Genomic DNA, 21,270 nt, shown 5'->3' on the forward strand with positions numbered 1-21,270 from the left:
TCTCTAGCGATGATATTGCTGTGGCAGCCGCGGCATCGACGGTTTGATGGCCTCTACCTTCACCGCAGAGAGCACGCGCATATCACGGCGGAAATCGGAAGGCGACATCCCGGCAATATGGCGGAAGGACTTGTTGAAAGCGCTGATCGAACCGAAGCCGCTATCCATGGCGACCTGCAGAACATTGGCGCCGTCGCGCATCAGCATCGCCTGCGCCCGCGAAAGGCGCAGCAGGTTCACATATTTGGCCAGCGTCATGCCGGTGGATTTCTTGAAAAGATTCATCGCGTATTTTGGATGCAAGTGTGCCGCCTTGGCGATGTCAACCGTATCGATGTCATGCAGAAAATTATCGGCGATGAAATCACACATGCGCGCCAGGCTGCGCGAAGATTGCGGATGAGCCTGGTCATTGGCCGCATTTCCAGTCTTTTCCGGAACCATGCGATAGGGCTCGAAAGCGATGCGCTCCAAACGCAGCAGGAGTTCCGCGACGGCATGTTCCGCCTTGGCGCCGTCGCCGGACATGACATAGCGGTGCCATCGGGCGAAGTTCTCGTCATCCGCGGCATCGGTCGCCGAGCTTATCAATGCCTGCCCACGAATAAGACGGCCGGAGATATCAAGCGGCAGCCGCAAGCGGAAAAAATGCACGAGCGGCAGATGCGCGCCAGCATAGATCGAATCGTCGGACGGTTCGTCCAGCTGGTGCGGCTGGCCGCCCCAGAAAAGACAGATCTCACCGGCTCGCAAAGTAAGCTCGTGGTCGCCTATGCGGTAGTGCACGGTCCCGCGGACAATGTAATTGACTTCCACCTGTGCGTGCCAATGCGGCTTTGCCATCGGCAACGGCTGGTTATGAAACATCTGCAGGACGTTTGGGAGCCCTTCGACACTGCTCGCACCCGGCTGATAAACTGCCCGTTGACCCACCTTACTTTTCGCCAAGTCGATGTTCCCTTTTTAGGAGACAGAAGCGTACCGGCGGATAGTTTAAGCGTGTTCTACTGAGGACGGCAATTGAAAAGGGAGGATTTTCAATGCGTTTAAAACTTGCTGGAGCGACGGCACTTGCTGCCCTGCTTGCTTCCGGTTCTGCCTTTGCTGAGCAAACCACCATCACCGTATGGAGCTGGAACATCGCCGCGTCGGCGCTGAAATCGACGGTCGAGGGATTCAATAAGAAAAATCCTGACATCAAGGTCGAGGTTCAAGACATCGGCAACCCAGGGGTCTTCGACAAGATGCTGGCTGCCTGCGCTGCCGGCGGCGATGGGCTGCCTGACGTCATGTCGATCGAAAACCACAAAGCTTCGATCTTCTGGAACCGCTTTCCAGACTGCCTGACCGATCTCACGAAGCTCGGCTACAAGGATGAGCTGAAGAAGCAGTTCCCGGAATTCAAGCGCGCCGAGCTTGAGGTCGGCGATGCCGCCTATGCGATGCCGTGGGATTCCGGTCCGGTCACCATGTTCTATCGCCGCGACATGTATGAAAAAGCAGGCGTCGATCCGGCAACCATCAAGACCTGGGACGATTTCATTGCCGCCGGCAAGAAGATCTCCGCCGCCAATCCGGGCGTGATCATGACGCAGGCCGATCTCAACGGCGACACCGAATGGTTCCGCATGCTCGCCAACGAACAGGGCTGTGGGTATTTTTCAGGTGACAGCCAGAGCATCACCGTCAACCAGCCCGGCTGCGTCAAGGCATTGGAGAAGGTAAAGGAAATCAAGGACGCGGGCCTGATGAGCGCCGCGAACTGGAACGAGAAAATCCAGGCGAACACGGCAAGCAAGGTGGCATCGCAGCTCTATGGCGGCTGGTATGAAGGCACTATCCGCTCCACCTCGCCGGATCTTGCCGGCAAATGGGGCGTCTACCCGATGCCGAGCATGACGGCCGACGGCCCGCACGCAGCCAATCTCGGCGGCTCGTCGCTCGCAATCGCCAGCGGATCCAAGCACAAGGAAGCCGCCTGGAAGTTTCTCGAATACACACTTGGCACCAATGAGGGCCAGGTGACCATGCTGAAATCCTTCGGCCTCGTGCCGTCGCTGCTGACGGCGGTCCAAGATCCTTTCGTCAATCAGCCGCAGCCCTATTGGGGCGGGCAAAAGGTCTGGGCCGATATTCTCGCCACCTTGCCGAAAATCAACCCGAGCCCAGGCACCCAGTATTTCAGTGATGCGGATGAGGTCATAAAGGCTGTCCAGACGAAATATCTCGCTGGCGGCTATCCGAATGGCAAGGCCGCGCTCGACGATGCAGCCCAGCAGATCGCTTCGGCGACAGGTCTGCCGCTCGCGAAATGAGTGACACTACCGGGCGTGCCTCCCAAGCCGCGCCCGGCATCCCCGCCGCCCTAGAACCAAAGAAGTAGCGCGTGACGTCGTCCGAAAACCGCCTACACTTTTCGGCGTCACGCTCTAGGAGCGGCGGGGATGTGATGTCACGCATCATTTTCCTGCGCTAAAGGAGAAGGCTTTCATGCGGTTGCGAAACCGGAGCGCCTATGCGTTCCTTGCACCCTATCTTCTGGTATTCGCCGCTTTCTGGGTCTGGCCGATCATCGATTCGTTCCTGATATCGTTCCAGAATACACGGGTTAATCCCTGGACCTTCAATCTGTCGCTCAATTGGGGGCGGCTGTTCGGCGACCCGGCATTCTACAATGCGCTTGAAAACACGCTGATCATCCTGATCGTTCAGGTGCCGGTCATGATAACACTCGCCACCGTCATGGCGGTGCTGCTGAATTCGCCGTTGTTGAAGGCGCGTGGCATTTTTCGCTTTGCTTTCTTCGCGCCCGTGGTTGTCGGAGAAGTGGCCTATGCTGCCGTCTTCCGCCTGATGTTCAATGTCGACTTCGGCATCATCAACAAGCTGCTCGGGGGCGTGGGCATAGCGCCGGTGTCGTGGTTTGCCGACTCGCATGCCGCAATGGTACTCATCGTTATCGCCGTCACCTGGCGCTGGGCGGGTTACAACGCCATTATCATCCTTTCCGGGCTCCAATCGATCCCGGAGGATGTTTACGAGGCCGCGACCCTCGACCGCGTCAGCCGCTTCAAGCAGTTCATCCACATCACCCTGCCACTCCTGAAGCCGATCATCCTCTTCTGCGTCGTCCTGTCCGTCATCGGCACCATGCAGCTCTTCACCGAACCATATCTGATCACCAATAGGGGGGGCCCCGGCGGCGGGACGGAAACGCTCGGCCTGCTGCTCTATCGCCAGGCTTTCCAGTCCACCAACTTCGGCTACGCCTCAGCGATCGCCTATACGATGGCGGCGCTTGCGGTGGCCATCTCTCTTCTCAATCTCTGGGTGGGGCGCGAACCGAAATGAAATCAAAGTCCAAATCCACTCTGATCCGCTCGATCGCCTTGCACGGCCTGCTGGCGCCGCTCGCCATCATCTGGCTGTTCCCGATCTGGATGATGTTCGTCTTCTCGACCATGCCCGATTACGGCATTTTCAGCCCCGGCATCGTCCTGACACCGTCGACTGGTTTCATGGACAACTTCCGGAACCTGCAGGCCGACACCAACTTCGTCGGCGCGATGACGATCTCTATCGTCGTTGCCGTCGTCTATACCTGCCTGTCTGTGCTGCTGACGTCGATGGCCGGATGGGCGCTGGCGCGCTACCAGTTCGCCGGTCGTTCGGGCGTCATCGGCATCATCCTCGGCACGATCACGCTGCCCTACTCCGTCGTCATCATCCCGCAATTCATCATGGTGGCGCGCGATTTCGGGCTGGCGAACACGTGGGTAGCGCTGATCGTGCCGCCGCTCTTCAACTCGCTCGGCGTCCTCTTCATGCGTCAGGCCTTCTCGATGATGCCGGGCGAACTCTTTGACGCCGCCCGCGTCGAGGGCGTCAAGGAATGGCAGATCTTCCTGCGCATCGCCCTGCCGCTGGCGCGGCCGACGATGGCTGCGCTCGCCATCATCCTGTTCCTGGCTTCCTGGAACAATTATCTCTGGCCGTTGCTCATCAACTCCCGGCCGGGAATGATGACCGCGCCCGTGGCGCTCGGAACGCTGATCGGCCTCACCAGGGTCTCCTGGGGCGGCATCATGGCCGGTGCCGTGATGCTGACGGCGCCTATCCTCATCATCTTCGTTCTCCTGCAACGCCACTTCATCGCCGGCATTGCCGCCGGCGCAATCAAATAATTCCGGGAGACCCGTATGGCTGAACTGTCTCTTACCAATATCGTCAAACGCTACGGTTCGCTGGAAATCATCCACGGCGCCAATCTCGAGGTGAAGGACGGCGAATTCGTCGTCTTCGTCGGGCCGTCCGGATGCGGCAAGTCCACGCTGCTGCGCATGATCGCCGGGCTGGAGGATATCTCCGGCGGCGAACTCAAGATCGGCGGGCGCGTCGTCAACGATGTGGAGCCAGCCGATCGCGGCATCGCCATGGTCTTCCAGTCCTATGCCCTCTACCCGCACCTGACCGTCGAACAGAACCTCAATTTCGGGCTGCGGATGAACGGCAATCCGAAAGCCGACACGGACCGTCGCGTCAAGCAGGCGGCCGAGATCCTGCAGATTACGGAGCTGATGCAGCGCCGACCGAAACAGCTCTCCGGCGGCCAGCGCCAGCGCGTCGCCATCGGCCGCGCCATCGTGCGTGAACCGCAGATCTTCCTGTTCGATGAGCCGCTCTCGAACCTCGACGCCGAACTGCGCGTGCAGATGCGCGTGGAAATCTCCCGCCTTCACAAGAAGCTCGGCACCACGATGATCTACGTCACGCACGACCAAACGGAAGCGATGACGCTCGCCGACAAGATCGTCGTGCTGCGCGGCGGCAACATCGAGCAGGTCGGCGCCCCGCTCGATCTCTATGACGATCCGGCCAACCAGTTCGTAGCCGGATTCGTCGGCTCGCCAAAAATGAACTTCCTGCAGGCCGAGGTCGCGGGCGATCAGCAGGGCCGCATCGCAGTCGTGCTCAAGGGCCAGCGCGATATCCGTCTGGCCTTGCCGATCACGTCCGCCAAGGTGGAGGTCGGCCAGCCGGTGACGCTCGGCGTCCGCCCGGAACACTTCCTCGAGGCTGGGCGCGGCGATGTGGACATGACGGTTGACGTCGACGTCGCGGAGCATCTCGGCAATACCAGCTACATCTACGCCAATGTCGAAGGCGGCGAGCAGATCGTCATCGAGCGCGAGGAGTCCCGCAACACGGGCAATCGCGACAAACTCACCGTGGCGCTATCGGCCGCCAAGACATTCCTGTTCGACAGCGCCGGCAACCGATTGCGATAGACGCTAGAGCCGGATGAATTTAGGTCGGGTCGATCTAAAATCTGAATCCGCTCTAGAATCAAAGAAGTAGAGCGTGATGTCGTCCGAAAACCGCATACACTTTTCGGCATCACGCTCCAGCCATCCTCCCAAGACAGCATGCAGATTTAGGAAAGGATCGTTCCATGACCACTGAGACACCAATCCGCTGGGGCATCATCGGCCCCGGCAGGATCGCACAGACTTTTGCCGATGGTATCGCCCATTCCCGCAGCGGCAAGCTGGTGGCCATCGCCAGCCGCAATCCGGACAAGCCGGGCCTGGGCGACGGTTTCCCGGGCGCGCGCATCGTCAACGGCTACGAAGCGCTGCTCGCTGACAAGGAGATCGACGCCGTCTACATCGCCACGCCGCATACCGGCCATGCCGAATGGGCGATCAAGGCTATCCGTGCCGGCAAGCATGTGCTTGTCGAAAAGCCGATCGCGCTTTCCGCCTTTGATGCGGAAGCCATCTACTACGAGGCCAAGAAAGCCGGTGTCTTCGCCGGCGAAGCCTTCATGTATCGCGTCCACCCGCAGACGGCGAAGCTGATCGAGCTCGTCAAGAGCGGTGTGATCGGCGATCTACGCATCATCCGCACCTCCTTCGGCTTCAATATGGGCAAGGTCAATCCGGAACACCGGCTGTTTGCCAATGACATGGCTGGCGGTGGCATTCTCGACGTCGGCGGCTATCCGGTGTCGATGGCCCGCCTGATCGCCGGCGCGGTCGACGGCAAGCCGTTCCTCGATCCCGAAAAGATATCGGGCGTCGGCCATCTCGGCCAGACCGGCGTCGACGAATGGGCTTCCGCCGTCCTGAAGTTCCCCAATAACGTCATCGCCGAAGTGTCCTGCTCGATCATGGCGAACCAGGACAACACGCTGCGCATCATCGGCTCGGACGGCCGTATCGAAGTCAAGGACTTCTGGTTCGCCTCCGGCCATAAGGGCGGGATCGGCAAGATCGAGGTCATCAAGGGCGGCGAAACTCAGACGATCGAGGTCAAGGAGGAGCGCTGGCTCTATTCCTTCGAAGTCGATGCGGCCGGCGATGCCATCCGCGCCGGACAAAAGGAATTCGCCTATCCCGGCATCAGCTGGGCCGATTCGATCGGCAACCTCAAGGTGCTCGACCAATGGCGTGCTTCGATCGGCCTCGAATATGGTGTCGAGAAGGCGGCAAAACGGACGAAGAACATCGCCGGCGCGACCGTCACCAAGGGCAACAGCATTCCGAAGCGCAGCATTCCCGGCATCTCCAAGCCGGCAGCGCTCGTCACGCTCGGCTTCGAGTTTTTCCCGAATTTCGCAGCCGCTTCGCTGACGCTTGACGCCTTCTATGAAACCGGCGGCAACGCCTTCGACACGGCCTATGTCTATGGCGGCGGCAAGACGGAGAGCATCTTCGGCGACTGGCACACCAGCCGCGACGTGCCGCGCGAGGAGATCGTGCTGATCGGCAAGGGCGCGCATTCGCCGCTTTGCTATCCGGACGTGATCGCCAAGCAGCTCGACCAATCCCTTAACCGCCTGAAGACCGACTATGTCGACATCTACTTCATGCACCGCGACAGCACCGACGTTCCGGTCGGCGAGTTCGTGGATGCCATGGATGCAGAGGTGAAGGCCGGCCGCATCCGCGGCATCTTCGGCGGCTCGAACTGGACGCGCGCTCGCTTCGACGAAGCGATTGCCTATGCTCAGAAGAACGGCAAGACGGCACCGGCTGCCCTTTCCAACAACTTCTCGCTGGCGGAAATGCTCGATCCGATCTGGGCCGGATGCGTTGCCGCCTCCGACGACGAGTGGAAGGCCTGGCTGAATGCCAAGCAGATCCCGAACTTCGCCTGGTCGAGCCAGGGCCGCGGCTTCTTCACCGACCGCGCCGGCCGCGACAAGCGAGACGATGAGGAATTGGTTCGCGTCTGGTATTCCGACCGCAATTTCGGCCGCCGCGACAGGGCGATCGAACTGGCGCAGAAGCTTGGCCGCAGCCCGATCCACATCGCGCTCGCCTATGTCGTCGCCCAACCCTTCCCTGTGATACCGCTGATCGGCCCACGCACGGTCGCCGAATTGGAGGACAGCCTTTCGGCGCTCGACATCAAGCTGACGCCGGAACAGGTGAAGTGGCTCGAAGGCTGAGATAGGCCTGTCGGCTGGCGGGGTTCACGGTCGGCTGCTGAGTCTAAATTCGAGAAATGAAAGCAGCCCATCCGGGAAACCGGATGGGCTGCTTTCACATGGGAAGAGATCGTTGTTACCCCTTCTCCCCTCGGGGGAAGGTGCCGGCAGGCGGATGAGGGGGATTCGCCAAGAGCATGAAAACCAATTAAATCAGCGCAGTTAACCCCCTCATCTGACCCTTCGGGCCACCTTCTCCCCAAGGGGAGAAGGAGTTTAGAGTGCCAAGCATGAGAGATCAGGCAGCGAAATCGAATGTCTTCGTATCCGCTCCTTCGAGGCGCAGCAGATAGGCCTTGCGCTTGAGACCGCCGGCAAATCCCCGGAGATCGCCCGCCGATCCCACCACGCGATGGCAGGGTGCGATGATCGAGATCGGGTTGCGGCCATTGGCTGCCCCGACCGCACGGATCGCCTTTGCCGAGCCGATCTCGGTCGCAATCTGGCGGTAGCTCCGTGTTTCGCCGAAGGGGATGGCGAGCAGCGCCTGCCATACCTTCTGCTGGAACTCCGTCCCGGCAAAATCGAGCGGCAGATCGAAAGCCTGTCGTTCGCCGGCAAAATATTCGCGGAGCTGCCGCTCGGTTTCCAGCAATACAGGATGGCTGTCATCTTCAGCGACAATCAGCAGCGGCACGCGGCCCGGGCGATCATTGTCCCAGAGGATCGCGGCAAGTCCATCATCGCTGCCGACGAGTTTCAAGGCGCCGACGGGCGAATTCACAATCCGATAGACATACTGCTTTTCCGCATTTTTCCGAGCTTTGGTCATGCCGATATCCTTTCTTTGATTTGCGCTTGCGGCTTCGGGCGAGATTGCCTCCGATGGAGCGCTGATGTCCGTATTGGACCTTAAATGAGCGTTCGCAACCACCCGAAAACGGACGGCCGGCAAGAAAATCCCGGCATTTCCCGGTTCCTGTCTTCAGCTGCAAGATGACGCAGCCTCCATGCGCACGCTTGGGGAATGGGCTGGAATTGTATAGAATCGTGGAAAGCCAGATCATCAAGCATGCGGAGCTCGATATGACAGTTCGCCCGCCACGCAACTTCAATCCATCTCAAACCAAAGAAACCGGCCTCGGCATTCTTGAGTATGAGATGCTATCGGAACGCGCCAGCACGCTCGGCCATCATGGCATGAAGGTGGAAGCGGCGCTTGCAGCCTTGCAAGAGGGCGAAGCCAAGGGCAAGGCGGGCGTGGAGCACGAGCGGCTGGTGGATATCGCGGCGCAAGCCGTCTGGGGAATGTTCATCCATCGCGAGATCTGCGGTCTGCGCAACGGCCGCGATGTCATCCAGCGCTATGGCATTCCGAACAAGGTGCTTGCGCGCCTCGGCGCCAGCCCGCGACACCCCTGAATATCAGGATTTCAAGATCGCCTGGAAACGCGGATCGAAGGCGTGGCCGATCGGCTCGGCAGCGGCACCGCGCGCCACGGCCCAGGGATCGGTCATGCCGAGCTGCAGGCGGGGTAGCAACCGGTCGGGGCGATCGGCATTGGAGGGCAATAGCGGCTGCATGGCCGCGATCAGCCGCGTTGCGAGCGCTACGGGCGCACCGCCGCAAAGAATCACCGTTTGCGGGTCGAAGATGGTTTCGATGAGCTGTACGCTCCAGCGCAGGTCAACTGCCGCCCTTTCGATCCAGGCGAGAATATCCGGGTCATCGGCAGCGGCGCGCTTGTCTATCAGCGAATAGATATCCGGCGCCATCGGATCGACGCCGAGGTGATCATACAGAGAAGCCAGCGAGGCGCGATGCTCCAGCTGGGTCTGTTTTCCGCCTGATGTCAGCAGCGCCATGCCGATTTCGCCGGCATTGCCATGGGCGCCGCTATAGAGCTCGCCGCCGAGGATCAGCCCGGCACCGATACCGTAGCCGACATAGAGGCAGACGGCGTGATCGAGCCCATGCGCGGCCCCGACCATGCGCTCGGCGGTCGCGCAGGCGGCGGCGTCGTTTTGCAGGGTGACGTTGAGGCCGGTTCCGGCCGACAGCGTTTCCAGCAGCGGAAAACGCTGCCAGGCGCCCATCATCCAGGGATTGTCGGCATCGTCCTGCTCGATGCCGAACGGGCCCGGCATCGCCGCACCGAGGCCGACGAGCCGCTTCTCCGCCTGCGCGACACTTTGCTTCAGTTCGCTGCGCACATCCTCTACCAACTGCAGGACGACGGGCGTGCCCGTTGCCGGGCCACCGGCCGGTAGGTTCGCTTCCTTGCGGATGAGAACATTGCCGACGAGGTCGACGGCGATCGCGCGGGTGATATGGCGGTCGATCTGCAGACCGATGGCGAAAGCTCCCTCGGGCACGAGACCATAAGGTGTCGAGGGCTGGCCGCGGCCGCGTCGCACCGTTTCCCTTGATGTGACGAGCCCGTCGTGTTCCAGCTCCTCCATGATGTTGGAGACTGTCTGCTTTGTCAGGCGCGTGGCGCGTGCAAGGTCGGCGCGGGAGAGCGCACCATTGAGCCGCAGGGCATCAATGATCACCCGCCGGTTATGGGCGCTGGTGCCCTCGTGGTTCGTTCCGCTCGTTGCCCTGATCGGGCGAATATCGTTCATCTGTTTTTGCCTCTTGACAGCAATAGAATATTGAAGAACAAATTAGTCAAGACAATTGACTTAAAAGAAACCACAGAGTTTCATCAGGGAACAAAACGGAGCCTTCTGGCTCTAGAGACGCGCCGATCGATGCTCGGCGGCCAGCCCGGCCAATTGCCTGCTCGACAACCGATGGCGACGCTTCAGCCGCCATTGGAAAAATCGCGTGACTGTCAAAAAACCGGAGGATGGAATGTTGAAATCATTGAACAAGACATTGCTCGGCGCAGCGCTGATCGGCGTATCCTTCGCCTCGCACGCTTTTGCCGAAACCACGATCAATGCCCTTTTCATGGCGCAGGCCGCCTATAGCGAAGCCGATGTGCGCGCCATGACGGACGCCTTCTCCAAGGCCAATCCGGACATCAAGGTCAATCTTGAATTCGTCCCTTATGAAGGCCTGCACGATAAGACCGTGCTGGCTCAAGGGTCCGGCGGCGGCTACGACGTCGTGCTCTTCGACGTGATCTGGCCGGCCGAATACGCGACGAACAAGGTTCTGGTCGACGTTTCCTCGCGCATCTCCGACGACACGAAGAAGAGCGTGCTGCCGGGCGCATGGACGACGGTGCAGTATGAGGGCAAATATTATGGCATGCCCTGGATCCTCGATACCAAGTATCTGTTCTACAACAAGGAAATCCTGGAAAAGGCCGGCATCAAGACGCCGCCGAAGACCTGGGACGAACTGAACGAACAGGCCAAGATCATCAAGGACAAGGGCCTGCTGGCAACGCCGATCGCCTGGAGCTGGTCGCAGGCGGAAGCCGCGATCTGCGACTACGCCACGCTCGTCAGCGCCTATAAGGGCGACTTCATCAAGGACGGCAAGCCCGACTTCCAGACCGGCGGCGGCCTCGATGCCCTGAAATACATGGTCACCAGCTACAAATCCGGCCTCACCAACCCGAACTCGAAGGAATTCCTCGAAGAGGACGTCCGCAAGGTCTTCGAAAATGGCGATGCCGCCTTCGCGCTGAACTGGACCTACATGTACAACATGGCGAACGACCCGAAGGACAGCAAGGTCGCAGGCAAGGTCGGCGTCGTTCCGGCACCGGGCGTTGCCGGCAAGAGCGAGGCTTCGGCCGTCAACGGTTCGATGGGCCTCGGCATCACGTCCGCCAGCAAGCATCCGGACGAAGCCTGGAAGTACATCACCTTCATGACCTCGCAGGCGACGCAGAACCAGTATGCCAAGCTCAGCCTGCCGATCTGGGCATCGTCCTACAGCGATCCGGCCGTGACCAAGGGCCAGGAAGAACTGATCGCGGCCGCAAAGGTCGGCCTCGCCGCCATGTATCCGCGTCCGACGACGCCGAAGTATCAGGAACTGTCGACAGCACTTCAGCAGGCGATCCAGGAATCCCTGCTCGGCCAGTCTTCTCCGGAAGATGCGCTGAAGTCGGCAGCCTCCAACAGCGGTCTCTGATAGTCTTATCGGGCGGCGCCAAGCGCCGCCCGCCTCTAACCTCCATGAAGAATGAAAGAAGGGGCCCGCCATGTCCGGCACCTCGATGACAACTCGCGCCTGGCTTTTGATGCTGCCCCTGCTAGTGGTGATGATCGCCGTCATCGGCTGGCCTCTCGTCGATACGGTCGGCCTTTCTTTCACCGATGCGAAGCTTGTGGGAACCGGCGGCAATTTTGTTGGTATCGACAACTATGCAAAGATGCTGGCGAATTCCAATTTCCAGCGCACCCTGATTACCACGGCGTGGTTCGCAATCATCTCCGTCGCCGCCGAAATGGTTCTCGGCGTGCTGGCCGCCCTGCTGCTGAACCAGGACTTCAAGGGCCGGGGCGTGCTGCGCGCGCTGATGATCCTGCCCTGGGCGCTGCCAACCGTCGTCAACGCGACACTCTGGCGGCTGATCTACAATCCCGAATATGGCGCGCTGAACGCGGCACTCACCCAACTCGGCCTCATCGACGCCTATCGCTCCTGGCTCGGCGAGCCGGGCACGGCGCTCACGGCACTCATAGTCGCCGATTGCTGGAAGAATTTCCCGCTGGTGGCGCTGATTGCGCTCGCCGCCCTGCAGGCCGTGCCGCGCGATATCACCGCCGCCTCGCTGGTCGACGGCGCCGGCCCCTTCAAGCGCTTCCGCTTCGTGATCCTTCCATATCTTGTCGGGCCATTGATGGTCGCGTTGGTGTTGCGCACCATCGAGGCTTTCAAGGTGTTCGACATCATCTGGGTGATGACCCGCGGCGGCCCGGCAAACAGCACGCGCACGCTGTCGATGCTCGTCTACCAGGAAGCCTTCTCCTTCCAGCGAGCGGGGTCAGGCGCATCGCTCGCCCTTATCGTTACGCTGCTGGTTACGGTGCTGGCCGCCGCCTATGCCGCCCTTGTTCGCAAAACCGCAGGGAGTGCCACCTGATGGAACGCAAGAGCCCGCTCTTTACCTGCTTCATCTATATCTGCGCCATCCTACTCGCCATCGTCATCCTGGCGCCGATCGCCTGGCTCTTCATCATGAGCATTTCGCCGGCTGCCGATCTTGCCGCCAAGCCGCTGCGCTGGTGGCCGCAGACGGCGGATTTCTCGCGCTACAGAGTGCTGCTGTCGACGCTGGAAAACAGCGAAGGCGCCGCCTTCACCTCGTCGCTGCGCAACAGCATCGAAGTCGCCGGCATGGCGACCATCGCCGCTATTGCGCTCGCCTTCCCCGCCGGCTGGGCCGTGTCGCGCACGCCGTCCGTCGGGTGGTCGCTCTCTATGGTCATCGCCACCTATATGCTGCCGCCGGTGGCACTCGCCGTGCCGCTCTATATGGGGCTTGCCTATCTCGGCCTGCTCAACAACGTCTTCGGCCTGGCACTCGTCTATCTGACGATCCTTGCGCCGTTCACGACCTGGCTGATGAAATCCGGCTTCGATTCCATTCCGAAGGAAATCGAGGCTGCGGCGATGATCGATGGCGCCGGGCTGTTCAAGACGCTGAAGATCATCACGCTGCCGCTTGCCATGCCCGTGATGGCGACCTCGGCGCTCTTCGCCTTCCTGCTTGCCTGGGATGAATTCTTCTACGCGCTGCTCTTCACGTCAGACCAGCGCGCCAAGACGCTCACCGTCGCCATAGCGGATCTGGCCGGCGGCCGTGTCTCGGATTACGGACTGATCGCGACTGCCGGTGTGCTGGCCGCCCTGCCCCCGGTGTTGATCGGCCTTGTCATGCAACGTGCCCTGATCTCGGGCCTTACCAATGGCGGCGTCAAAGGATGACCATGACCAAGGAGAACACACGCCCCGAAGGCCTTGCCGCCATCGACCGCGAAATGGCTCGCCAGCACGCCGACGCGCTTGCCTCCTTCGAAGCATCAGCCAATATGGCGGCCAAGGCCGCCGCTTCGCTGAAGCGCACAGGCAAGCTCTTGCTGCTCGGCATGGGCGGCTCCCATGCCGTCAACCGCGCCGTCGAGCCACTCTATCGCGCCGCCGGCATCGATGCGATCGCACTGCCGCTCTCCGAGCAGCTCGGCCAGCCATTGTCGTCGGATGGACGCACGGTCTTCATGACCTCGCAATCCGGGGAAAGTGCCGAGGTCGTGCGCTGGTTCAAGGAAACGGGCGGTACTGCCGACACGTTCGGCCTGACGTTGGAGGGCAGCTCCTTCCTCGCGAAGACAGTTCCCTCCCTCGTCGGCGTTGGCGGCACCGAGCTTGCCTTTGCGGCAACCCGCAGCCTCACCGTCACCTTCGCGCTGCATCTGGCGATCTTCGCAGCCCTCGGTCAGGATCCGGCATCTGCGCTCGCCGTGCTTCGTGCCCCGGAGACGCTCGATATTAAGCCGGCTCTCGCGGCTCTCGCCAATGTCGCGACGGTGGTTACCTCAGGCCGCCGCCTGCAGGGCGTTGCGGAGGCGCTGGCGCTCGGTCTCACCGAGCTTTCCCGCCGTCCCTGCTTCTCGCTTGAAGGCGGTCAGCTGCGTCACGGGCCGATGGAAATGCTCGGGCCTTCGATCGGCGTCGTCCTCTTCCGCGGCAATGATGCGACGGCTGGTCTCGTGACGGCTATGGCTGTTTCTGCCGTCGAGACGGGTGCGCCCGTAATCGTCTTCGACGGTTCGCAAGAAGAGCCTGTGTCTGGCTGCGTCACCCTGCGCTTCAAACCGGAAACAGGTATTGCCGCCATCTTCCAGATGCTGCCCGTCGCCCAGTCGCTGATGATCGCCTTTGCCAACGAGCGGGTGGAGAATGCCGGCACGCCGGTGCGCTCTACCAAGATCACCCGGAGCGAATGAATGAAGCCGCTTGCAGTCATCGGCAACGTCAATATCGACCTGATCCTCGGGCCGGCGGCACCTTGGCCGAGGGCCGGCACCGAGATCATCGTCGATCATGACGAGCTGCGAGTCGGCGGTCAGGCGGGCAATAGCGCGCTTGCCTGGGAAGGCCTCGGCGTCGATTACGAGATTGCCGCCAATGTCGGCAGCGACCAGTTCGGACGCTGGCTCAGCGAAGCCTTCGGGGCGCGCAGCAGCAAATGGCCGGTGCGTCCGGAGGGCACGACGCTCTCGGTCGGCATCACCCATCCCGATGGCGAGCGCACCTTCTTCACGACGCGTGGGCACCTGCCGCGGTTCAATATCGATGACGTGTTTGCGGTTCTCGACGGCAACAGGCTTGCCGGTGGTTATGCGCTTCTGTGCGGCGCCTTCCTCACAGAAGATCTCACGCGGGACTATGATGCCCTGTTCGACTGGGCCGACAAGCATGGGATCACCGTCGCGCTCGACACCGGCTGGCCACTCGACGGCTGGACGGATACGAATTGCAGCGCGACCCGTAACTGGCTTGCGCGCTGCGGCGTGGCGCTCATGAACGAAGTCGAGACGACGACCTTAGCCGGCATGGACGATCCGGCCGAAGCCGCGCGCGCGCTCCATGCGTTGATGCCTCAAGGTGCCATCTTCGTCGTCAAGCGCGGTCCGGATGGCGCGATCGCCATCGATGCTGACGGCAATCTCGTTTCGGCCGCGGCGCCCTGCGTCACTGTCGTCGATACGATCGGCGCCGGTGATGTCTTCAATGCCGGCTTTCTGGCCGCCCTTGCCCGCGGCGAGCCGCCTGCGGCCTGCCTTTCGGCGGGGACCGCGGTCGCATCCCGCGCCATTTCCACACTGCCGCGCAGCTACGGCCCGGCCCAAGCATCCGAGGAGGCCGTTTAATGAGCGCGCTCGAAATCCAGAACATCCGCAAGAGCTACGGCGAAGTGGAGACGCTGAAGGGCATCGATATTTCGCTCGAAAGCGGCGAATTCCTGGTGCTGCTCGGCTCTTCGGGCTGCGGCAAGTCCACACTTCTGAACATCATCGCCGGGCTTGCCGAGGCGACGAGCGGAGATATCCGCATCGGCGATCGCTCCGTGCTCGGCGTGCATCCGAAGGACCGCGACATCGCCATGGTGTTCCAGTCCTACGCGCTCTATCCAAACCTCTCGGTCCGCCGCAACATCGGCTTCGGCCTGGAAATGCGCAAGGTGCCTGCCGCCGAGCGCGACAAGGCGGTACGCGAGGCGGCGAAGCTCTTGCAGATCGAAGCACTGCTGGAGCGCAAGCCGAGCCAGCTTTCCGGCGGCCAGCGCCAGCGCGTAGCGATCGGCCGGGCGCTGGTGCGCAAGCCGGAGGTCTTCCTCTTCGATGAGCCGCTCTCCAACCTCGACGCCAAGCTGCGCATGGAGATGCGCACCGAGTTGAAGCGCCTGCACCAGATGCTGAAGACCACGGTCGTCTATGTGACGCACGACCAGATCGAGGCAATGACGCTCGCAACGCGCATCGCCGTGATGCGCGACGGCCGGATCGAGCAGCTCGGCACGCCGGACGAAATCTACAATCATCCGGCAACACTTTACGTCGCGACCTTCGTCGGTGCGCCGCCGATGAACCTTTTGAACGCGACCGCCGACCAGGGTTCGCTGCGCATCGACGGCACCTCGATCATCCTGCCGATGCCGTCGACGAAAGCGGCGATCAACCAAGGCCAGGAGCTGGTCATCGGCATCCGGCCGGAAACACTGCATCTCGATGAGGGCGGCAAGCTCGAAGCCATATGCGAAGTCGCGGAATTGACCGGCCCCGAACTGATCGTGACAGCGCAGGCGGGCTCGCAGCGGCTGATGGCCTGCCTGCCGCCGCGCACAGTGATTGCCGAAGGGCAGAGCCTCAAGCTCGGCTTCGAGGCAGGCGCGCTGCATCTCTTCGATCGCGCCACCGGCCAGCGCTGCGAATAGATCTTCGCACCCTGGAGACATGATCGCTGCGGGTGCGCAGGTGGCCGCTGTGGTCCCCGCTGCAATAATTTTATTTCCGTAATGTTGCTGCAAGGCGGAGCGCCGAACCTGACGATGAAAACGATCGTCAGGAAAGAGTCATGTTTCAACTTCAACGCCGCGTGCGATGGCCTTTCGTCGGGCTTCAATTGAGCAATATCGCTCTGAATTCCAGCCATGCCTTTGCAGCCGTCCTCTATCCCTGGATCATGTACGATCTCACCCGTAGCGTCGTGTGCATGGCGCTGATCGCTTTCGTGAACGGCATGGTTCTTCTGATCGGCATGGTCTTTGGCGGCTATGTGGCGGAGATGCTGGGCACGCGTCACACCGCGCTCATCTCCGCGAAGATCGGCATGCTGGCGTCGCTGATGATCGCGATCCTCTATATGGCGGACTTCCTGCATCCGGGCACCCTCCTCCTTCTCAGCTTCGCAGGGTCGATACTCGACGGTCCGGCGACTGTCGCCACCGAGGCGAAGACGCCGGAAATCGCGCGGCTTTCGAGGCTGTCATCAGCCGCGGCGGTTTCCATCGACGATACGATCGATGGCCTCTTGCTGTTGACGGCTTCTGCCGCCAGCGCTTTCATCATTGCCGTCATCGGCCCGAAGGATGCGGCATGGTGGATCGTAATCGGCAATTTCATCGCCATGATGCTGCTGTCTTTCAGCCTGCCGCGGTTCCGGCTGGGGCCGGCGCCGAAGCTTGGCGATATCCTCCACGCCGGCAGGCGGTTCCGCACTGCAGCCGTGTCTTTGCCATTCGCTCTTTGCGCAAGCGCGGCGCTCGGCTTCTTCATGGTGCTGCAGATTTTCATCGTGCCGGCTGCCTTGCGCCTGCAGGGTGAATCGGTGGCGTGGCTCGGGCTCTTCATTGCAGCATCGGCGACGGGCACGATCATGATGAACCTGCATCTCGCATCGCGCCATGCCTTACCGGCGCCTACGGCTATCGTTTCCAAGGCTCTGCTCGGCCTAGCGCTTTCGATGGGCATTCTATGGATCGAGATTTCGCCGATGACGATGATGGTGGCCGGTCTCGTTGCCGGATTGGCGAACGGCTGGCTTTCACCCGCCTTCGTCGCGATCCTGCAATTGAAGCCGCCACGCGACTGCCGACCCCATGTGATGGGTCTTTCCTATTCGATCGCTCTGCTATTCCTGCCGGTCGAATACATGCTGACGGGCGCTGCGATGGGTCTGACCTCGTTTCGCACGGCCTGCATCTTTCTGGCATTCTTGCTGTCGCTGGGCGCGGCCGTCGGCGCGGCGTGGGTGGAATCCGCTCGTGATGAGGAGCCGCAAGCAGTCGACTAAAACGAAGGATGGGCAGGTAGGCTGCGCGCAAGGACGCTGATCGGTCAAGAAATGAACTTCACGATCGAGATTGGCAGAGGCGCCATCATCAGGCAACGGACGAAGATCCTGCATACCCATCACGACGCTCCGACTGCTAGACTTTAAGAAATAGTTAAGGAAATCCGATCAACTATCTTAAAATACTAGATAATTTCTGAATATTTTTTCAATCCTGCAATGTACTCGCAATTCTCACCGGCAAAATGACCTCCATCTCCTGAAGGCGATCCGCTCCCCAAGGCGGTCGGTCCCGGAGAGCAGCAGGAACCGATGTTCGGTTCTCCAACGCAACTGAGACCTTGCGAGCGTCGAGAGTGGCGCATGGGTTTCGTATGGAGTTAGCAATGTCGCTCAGCGTAAAATCGATTCTGTTCGCGGCTCTGGCCATGGCGGCCGCAAACAATGCATCAGCCGCCGATCTCACCACCTACCAGGCCCCGGATGCCTCCGCCTATGACAGGCCGGCGGCCTTTCAGTGGAGCGGCGCCTATTTCGGTGCCCATGGCGGTATCGCCTCGCCTAAGTTCAATCCTTTCGCCAGCGGCAAGGGGCTGACCGGCGGCGCGCAAGCCGGCTACAATTTCCAGGTGGGGCCAGGTATCGTCGGCGCAGAACTGGAAGGCTCCTATCTCGGAAACAACGAACTGCACGTACCGAACGGCAAGGTGGAAGAACGCTTCCGCGCCGCCGCCAAGGCCAAGGCCGGCCTGACCTTCGACCGCACGCTGGTCTATGGCACTGCGGGTCTGACGATGACCAAATTCGAAGGCGGCAAGGGCGTTTCCACCTCTGGCGGCTGGAAGCAGGGTTATCTTGTCGGCGGCGGCGTCGAACAGGGCTTCGGCGGCGGCCTGTCGGCCAAGATCGAATATAACTACGTCATGACCAACGACGTCTCCACGACGACATCGAGCGGCAAGTCGAAGACCGATCTGCGCGATCACGTCATCAAGGCCGGCCTGAACTATCGCTTCTGATGCCCGGTTCGCCGAGGTCGGCACGCTTTTTTCAAGCCAGGGCGGGCCTGACGGAGAGCGGCGGAGGATGGCTGATCGAACCCCAAATCAGCGCTTTCGCCGCTTTCGATCATGAAAGCCAGCCGCGTCATGCGTACGCAATCGAACCATTCGCTGCCATCGCGTTTCGCACGATCGGCGGTCTTGCGGTTGCCCGAAAGTTGCCGGACAATCCTGGTGGAGAAGTGCAGCGAAGCGATGACTGATCCGCCAAGGGATCCGACCGCGTGAGATACCAATCCCCGTGGTTCCATGTCAAAGCCTATGGTTACGGAGCCGGCCGGCCTTGCTGCTGGCAGGGCTGGATGGCGCTTGTTATCTATGCGCTGGTGCTGATGGCCTTTATCTTCGTCGGCGGGCCTAATGCGGATAGTCATCCAATCGGCTACGCCACAGCGATCATCGTCCCGACGGCATTGCTGATTTTCGTTGCCTGGTGGAAAAGCGATGCCCCATGGCGTTGGCGATGGGGCAAAATTGACGAACCAGGTCAGGATTGAGTTGTTCCCTTGCGAGCAGCGGAATCATCCGGCTTCCGCTGGGCCGCTAGAGGGATTTATTCGCATTCAAGCGAAGGTTGGCGAAAACTCGTTACATACCAATCGGGACCGGAGCCTCGGGTATAGAAGGTGTAGAAACATTCCGTATGCTCGACGTAACCTGGCGTTTCGGTGACTTCATAACGTTTGCCGCGACGTGTATCCCGGATTTCGCCGCTGGATTGGCCTGACACCACCTGCGTCTTCTGCTTGCGCCATTGATAGGCACGCGCGCCCGGGCCTAGATCATAGACATTATCCGGCGGACCATAGTCCAGCATCACGCTGCTGATCGGCGCGCCAATATAGCTCTTCATGATCTGCGAGGCACAGGCCGGCAGGATTAGCAGGACTATGAGCGCAGCAATTCCACGGGGGAGCTGCTTCATGCGAATGGCAGTCATCAGAACGTCCTTTGCAACTGGAGAGAGATCGCAGGCAGGGGTACGTCTCATGGATTACGGCAGCATTGCGCTTTGCGGCATCAGCCGCTTTTTGTCGGGCGCCCAAGGATCTGGCGGATGCCTTCCTTGCGGAAAGGCTGCGCCAGCTGGCCGAGAAAATTTTTCGCGACCTCGCCGCGGATGCCAATATCCGTCGAAGATGGTCGATCGGGATTGAAATAGGTGCCAAACAGCAGATCGAAGAACACGACATTCTCACCGTAGTTCGTGTTGCCCTCGCGCATGTCCTTGGAATGATGCCAGCGATGCAGTCGCGGCGTGCTGAAGATATAATCGAAAATACCGGTTCGCATATCGACGTTGCAGTGGGTGAGAATGCCCATGAACGCCGTGATCGCACCAAGCCACCAGAAAACCTGGAGCGGTGCGCCCAGCAGATAGATCGGCAGCTGGCTGAGGGCTACCTTGAACAGCGAATCGGCAATGTGGAAGCGGCCTGTGTTGACGACCCATAGCCTGATAACGCTGTGATGCAGCGCGTGAAAGCGCCAGAAGAACAATCTTTCATGGGCGATCCGATGCGCCCAGTAGAGGCCGAATTCCGCGACGACGACAGCGATCGCCACTTGAAACGGCATGGGTGGTGCCGTCGGCCACAGATCGAAGCGGGCACCGGCGAACGGCTGCAGCACAGTGGCCGTCAGCATCGGGAAAACGGCGCCGACTAGTGCAAACAGTTGCACCGCCCCCTTGGTCAGCAGCGTATGGGCGATGTTATTAGCCGTTTCGCCATCAGGAAGCAGCCAATGCCGCTCATAGGGAATATAGCGTTCGAGCAGCAGGAGCAGCAGCACCTCGCCGGCATAGACAAGCGCAAAGCCAAACATTGGCCGTTCGCTCTCGAAAGCGAAATGAGTGAGAAGCAGGCCAGAGAAGAACACCAAAGGCCAGGACGACAGCGAGAGGACCGTTTTCATTGCCAATCCAGCCAGTCCAGCAGCTCCCGGCAAGATCGGGGCTGGCCGTCGTTAAAACGCCCGTTGGTACATGGATTGATAAAGGATCGTCGTGTACGGCTATATTTTTCATCCGGCCAGTCGCGCCATCGGTCATGCCGCCAGGCGCGCCACAACTCCTCGCAACTCCTCGGACGCCCGTCGCTCACGCGGCCATCGGTACATGGGTCATATCTATATTGAACGAGGAGAGGGTGCCGATTTCTGCGCTCCGAACCGAGTTCGGCGGCCGATAGACAGGAGCTGCCGACCGCCAGGATGCAGGCCAAAAGAAGAAAAAACCGCATAACCACCCGCCTTTGATTGCTTTGATGCACGGATGGTCTGCGAAGCAGATTACGGGAGCATTGCGTTATTTCGGGAAAATGTGCGGCTAGCTTTTCGACAGACGATTGCCAGGGCAGCTGCGGGCTTGGCTAGTATTGCCCTGGCTAGGAGCTGAGGGGGGATAGATTATTGGTTGCGGGGGCAGGATTTGAACCTGCGGCCTTCAGGTTATGAGCCTGACGAGCTACCGGGCTGCTCCACCCCGCGTCACCAGCGCAAACCGC

20 protein-coding genes and 1 tRNA gene are annotated in these 21,270 nt (G+C 60.7%); 15 read left to right on the forward strand and 6 right to left on the reverse strand.

From position 1 onward, the window contains the following. Positions 1 to 3 precede the first annotated feature (3 nt). The gene (locus FHX05_RS26975; RefSeq protein WP_348648348.1) at positions 4 to 954 is read right to left on the reverse strand and encodes a helix-turn-helix domain-containing protein; all 951 of its coding nucleotides are present in this window, start codon (positions 952 to 954) and stop codon (positions 4 to 6) included. A gap of 86 nt (positions 955 to 1,040) precedes the next feature. Here FHX05_RS26975 and FHX05_RS26980 point away from each other — a divergent pair, with 86 nt between their 5' ends. From FHX05_RS26980 to FHX05_RS27000, 5 genes are all read left to right on the forward strand, one after another. After that, positions 1,041 to 2,315, forward strand: coding sequence for a sugar ABC transporter substrate-binding protein (locus FHX05_RS26980; protein ID WP_183875691.1), 1,275 nt, complete (start codon positions 1,041 to 1,043; stop codon positions 2,313 to 2,315). Positions 2,316 to 2,490: 175 nt separating this feature from the next. Then, positions 2,491 to 3,351, forward strand: a complete 861-nt coding sequence (locus FHX05_RS26985) for a sugar ABC transporter permease (RefSeq protein ID WP_112338865.1) — start codon at positions 2,491 to 2,493, stop codon at positions 3,349 to 3,351. Beyond that, entirely contained in the window at positions 3,348 to 4,184 is an 837-nt protein-coding gene (locus FHX05_RS26990; RefSeq protein WP_015338242.1) for a carbohydrate ABC transporter permease, read from the forward strand. Before FHX05_RS26985 ends, FHX05_RS26990 begins: the two co-directional genes overlap by 4 nt. A gap of 15 nt (positions 4,185 to 4,199) precedes the next feature. After that, a complete protein-coding gene (gene ugpC / locus FHX05_RS26995) occupies positions 4,200 to 5,288 on the forward strand; it encodes a sn-glycerol-3-phosphate ABC transporter ATP-binding protein UgpC (protein WP_112338864.1) in 1,089 nt (362 codons plus the stop codon). Between the two features lie 164 nt (positions 5,289 to 5,452). Beyond that, positions 5,453 to 7,456: an aldo/keto reductase gene (locus FHX05_RS27000; protein ID WP_183875693.1), complete on the forward strand. Its 2,004-nt coding sequence runs from the start codon at positions 5,453 to 5,455 to the stop codon at positions 7,454 to 7,456. A 277-nt stretch (positions 7,457 to 7,733) separates the two neighbouring features. Here FHX05_RS27000 and FHX05_RS27005 read toward each other — a convergent pair whose 3' ends face one another. Further along, entirely contained in the window at positions 7,734 to 8,267 is a 534-nt protein-coding gene (locus FHX05_RS27005; RefSeq protein WP_183875695.1) for a methylated-DNA--[protein]-cysteine S-methyltransferase, read from the reverse strand. Positions 8,268 to 8,521: 254 nt separating this feature from the next. Here FHX05_RS27005 and FHX05_RS27010 point away from each other — a divergent pair, with 254 nt between their 5' ends. Continuing rightward, a complete protein-coding gene (locus FHX05_RS27010) occupies positions 8,522 to 8,857 on the forward strand; it encodes a DUF6665 family protein (RefSeq protein WP_183715740.1) in 336 nt (111 codons plus the stop codon). Positions 8,858 to 8,860: 3 nt separating this feature from the next. Here the strand turns inward: FHX05_RS27010 and FHX05_RS27015 are convergent, their stop codons facing one another. Then, positions 8,861 to 10,063 (reverse strand): ROK family transcriptional regulator, encoded by a 1,203-nt coding sequence (locus FHX05_RS27015; protein ID WP_183875697.1) that lies wholly within the window; start codon positions 10,061 to 10,063, stop codon positions 8,861 to 8,863. Between the two features lie 232 nt (positions 10,064 to 10,295). Between FHX05_RS27015 and FHX05_RS27020 the strand changes: the two genes are divergently transcribed. The 9 genes from FHX05_RS27020 (at position 10,296) to FHX05_RS27060 (ending at position 19,260) form a co-directional block, all read left to right on the forward strand. After that, positions 10,296 to 11,534 carry an extracellular solute-binding protein gene (locus tag FHX05_RS27020; RefSeq protein WP_183875699.1) on the forward strand — a complete coding sequence of 413 codons (1,239 nt, stop codon included), beginning with the start codon at positions 10,296 to 10,298 and terminating at the stop codon, positions 11,532 to 11,534. A gap of 70 nt (positions 11,535 to 11,604) precedes the next feature. After that, complete coding sequence (locus tag FHX05_RS27025; RefSeq protein ID WP_183875701.1) at positions 11,605 to 12,489, forward strand: sugar ABC transporter permease; 885 nt, start codon at positions 11,605 to 11,607, stop codon at positions 12,487 to 12,489. Beyond that, entirely contained in the window at positions 12,489 to 13,334 is an 846-nt protein-coding gene (locus FHX05_RS27030; RefSeq protein WP_183875703.1) for a carbohydrate ABC transporter permease, read from the forward strand. The genes FHX05_RS27025 and FHX05_RS27030 overlap by 1 nt, the downstream gene beginning before the upstream one ends. After that, positions 13,331 to 14,353, forward strand: coding sequence for an SIS domain-containing protein (locus FHX05_RS27035; RefSeq protein ID WP_183875705.1), 1,023 nt, complete (start codon positions 13,331 to 13,333; stop codon positions 14,351 to 14,353). Before FHX05_RS27030 ends, FHX05_RS27035 begins: the two co-directional genes overlap by 4 nt. Then, positions 14,354 to 15,280, forward strand: a complete 927-nt coding sequence (locus FHX05_RS27040; RefSeq protein ID WP_183875708.1) for a PfkB family carbohydrate kinase — start codon at positions 14,354 to 14,356, stop codon at positions 15,278 to 15,280. It begins immediately after the preceding gene. Next, positions 15,280 to 16,344, forward strand: coding sequence for an ABC transporter ATP-binding protein (locus FHX05_RS27045; RefSeq protein ID WP_183875710.1), 1,065 nt, complete (start codon positions 15,280 to 15,282; stop codon positions 16,342 to 16,344). Before FHX05_RS27040 ends, FHX05_RS27045 begins: the two co-directional genes overlap by 1 nt. Positions 16,345 to 16,484: 140 nt before the next feature. Then, positions 16,485 to 17,702 carry an MFS transporter gene (locus FHX05_RS27050; protein WP_183875712.1) on the forward strand — a complete coding sequence of 406 codons (1,218 nt, stop codon included), beginning with the start codon at positions 16,485 to 16,487 and terminating at the stop codon, positions 17,700 to 17,702. A 386-nt stretch (positions 17,703 to 18,088) separates the two neighbouring features. Then, positions 18,089 to 18,721 (forward strand): outer membrane beta-barrel protein, encoded by a 633-nt coding sequence (locus FHX05_RS27055; protein WP_183875714.1) that lies wholly within the window; start codon positions 18,089 to 18,091, stop codon positions 18,719 to 18,721. Between the two features lie 266 nt (positions 18,722 to 18,987). Beyond that, positions 18,988 to 19,260: a hypothetical protein gene (locus FHX05_RS27060; protein WP_183875716.1), complete on the forward strand. Its 273-nt coding sequence runs from the start codon at positions 18,988 to 18,990 to the stop codon at positions 19,258 to 19,260. A gap of 56 nt (positions 19,261 to 19,316) precedes the next feature. Here FHX05_RS27060 and FHX05_RS27065 read toward each other — a convergent pair whose 3' ends face one another. From FHX05_RS27065 to FHX05_RS27075, 3 genes are all read right to left on the reverse strand, one after another. After that, positions 19,317 to 19,703, reverse strand: a complete 387-nt coding sequence (locus FHX05_RS27065) for a hypothetical protein (protein WP_112338850.1) — start codon at positions 19,701 to 19,703, stop codon at positions 19,317 to 19,319. 80 nt (positions 19,704 to 19,783) lie between these two features. Beyond that, the gene (locus FHX05_RS27070; protein WP_183875718.1) at positions 19,784 to 20,680 is read right to left on the reverse strand and encodes a sterol desaturase family protein; all 897 of its coding nucleotides are present in this window, start codon (positions 20,678 to 20,680) and stop codon (positions 19,784 to 19,786) included. A gap of 496 nt (positions 20,681 to 21,176) precedes the next feature. After that, positions 21,177 to 21,253 (reverse strand) — tRNA-Met (locus FHX05_RS27075). Between the last annotated feature and the right edge of the window lie 17 nt (positions 21,254 to 21,270).

Source organism: Rhizobium sp. BK491 (genome assembly GCF_014194925.1).
GTDB lineage: Bacteria > Pseudomonadota > Alphaproteobacteria > Rhizobiales > Rhizobiaceae > Rhizobium.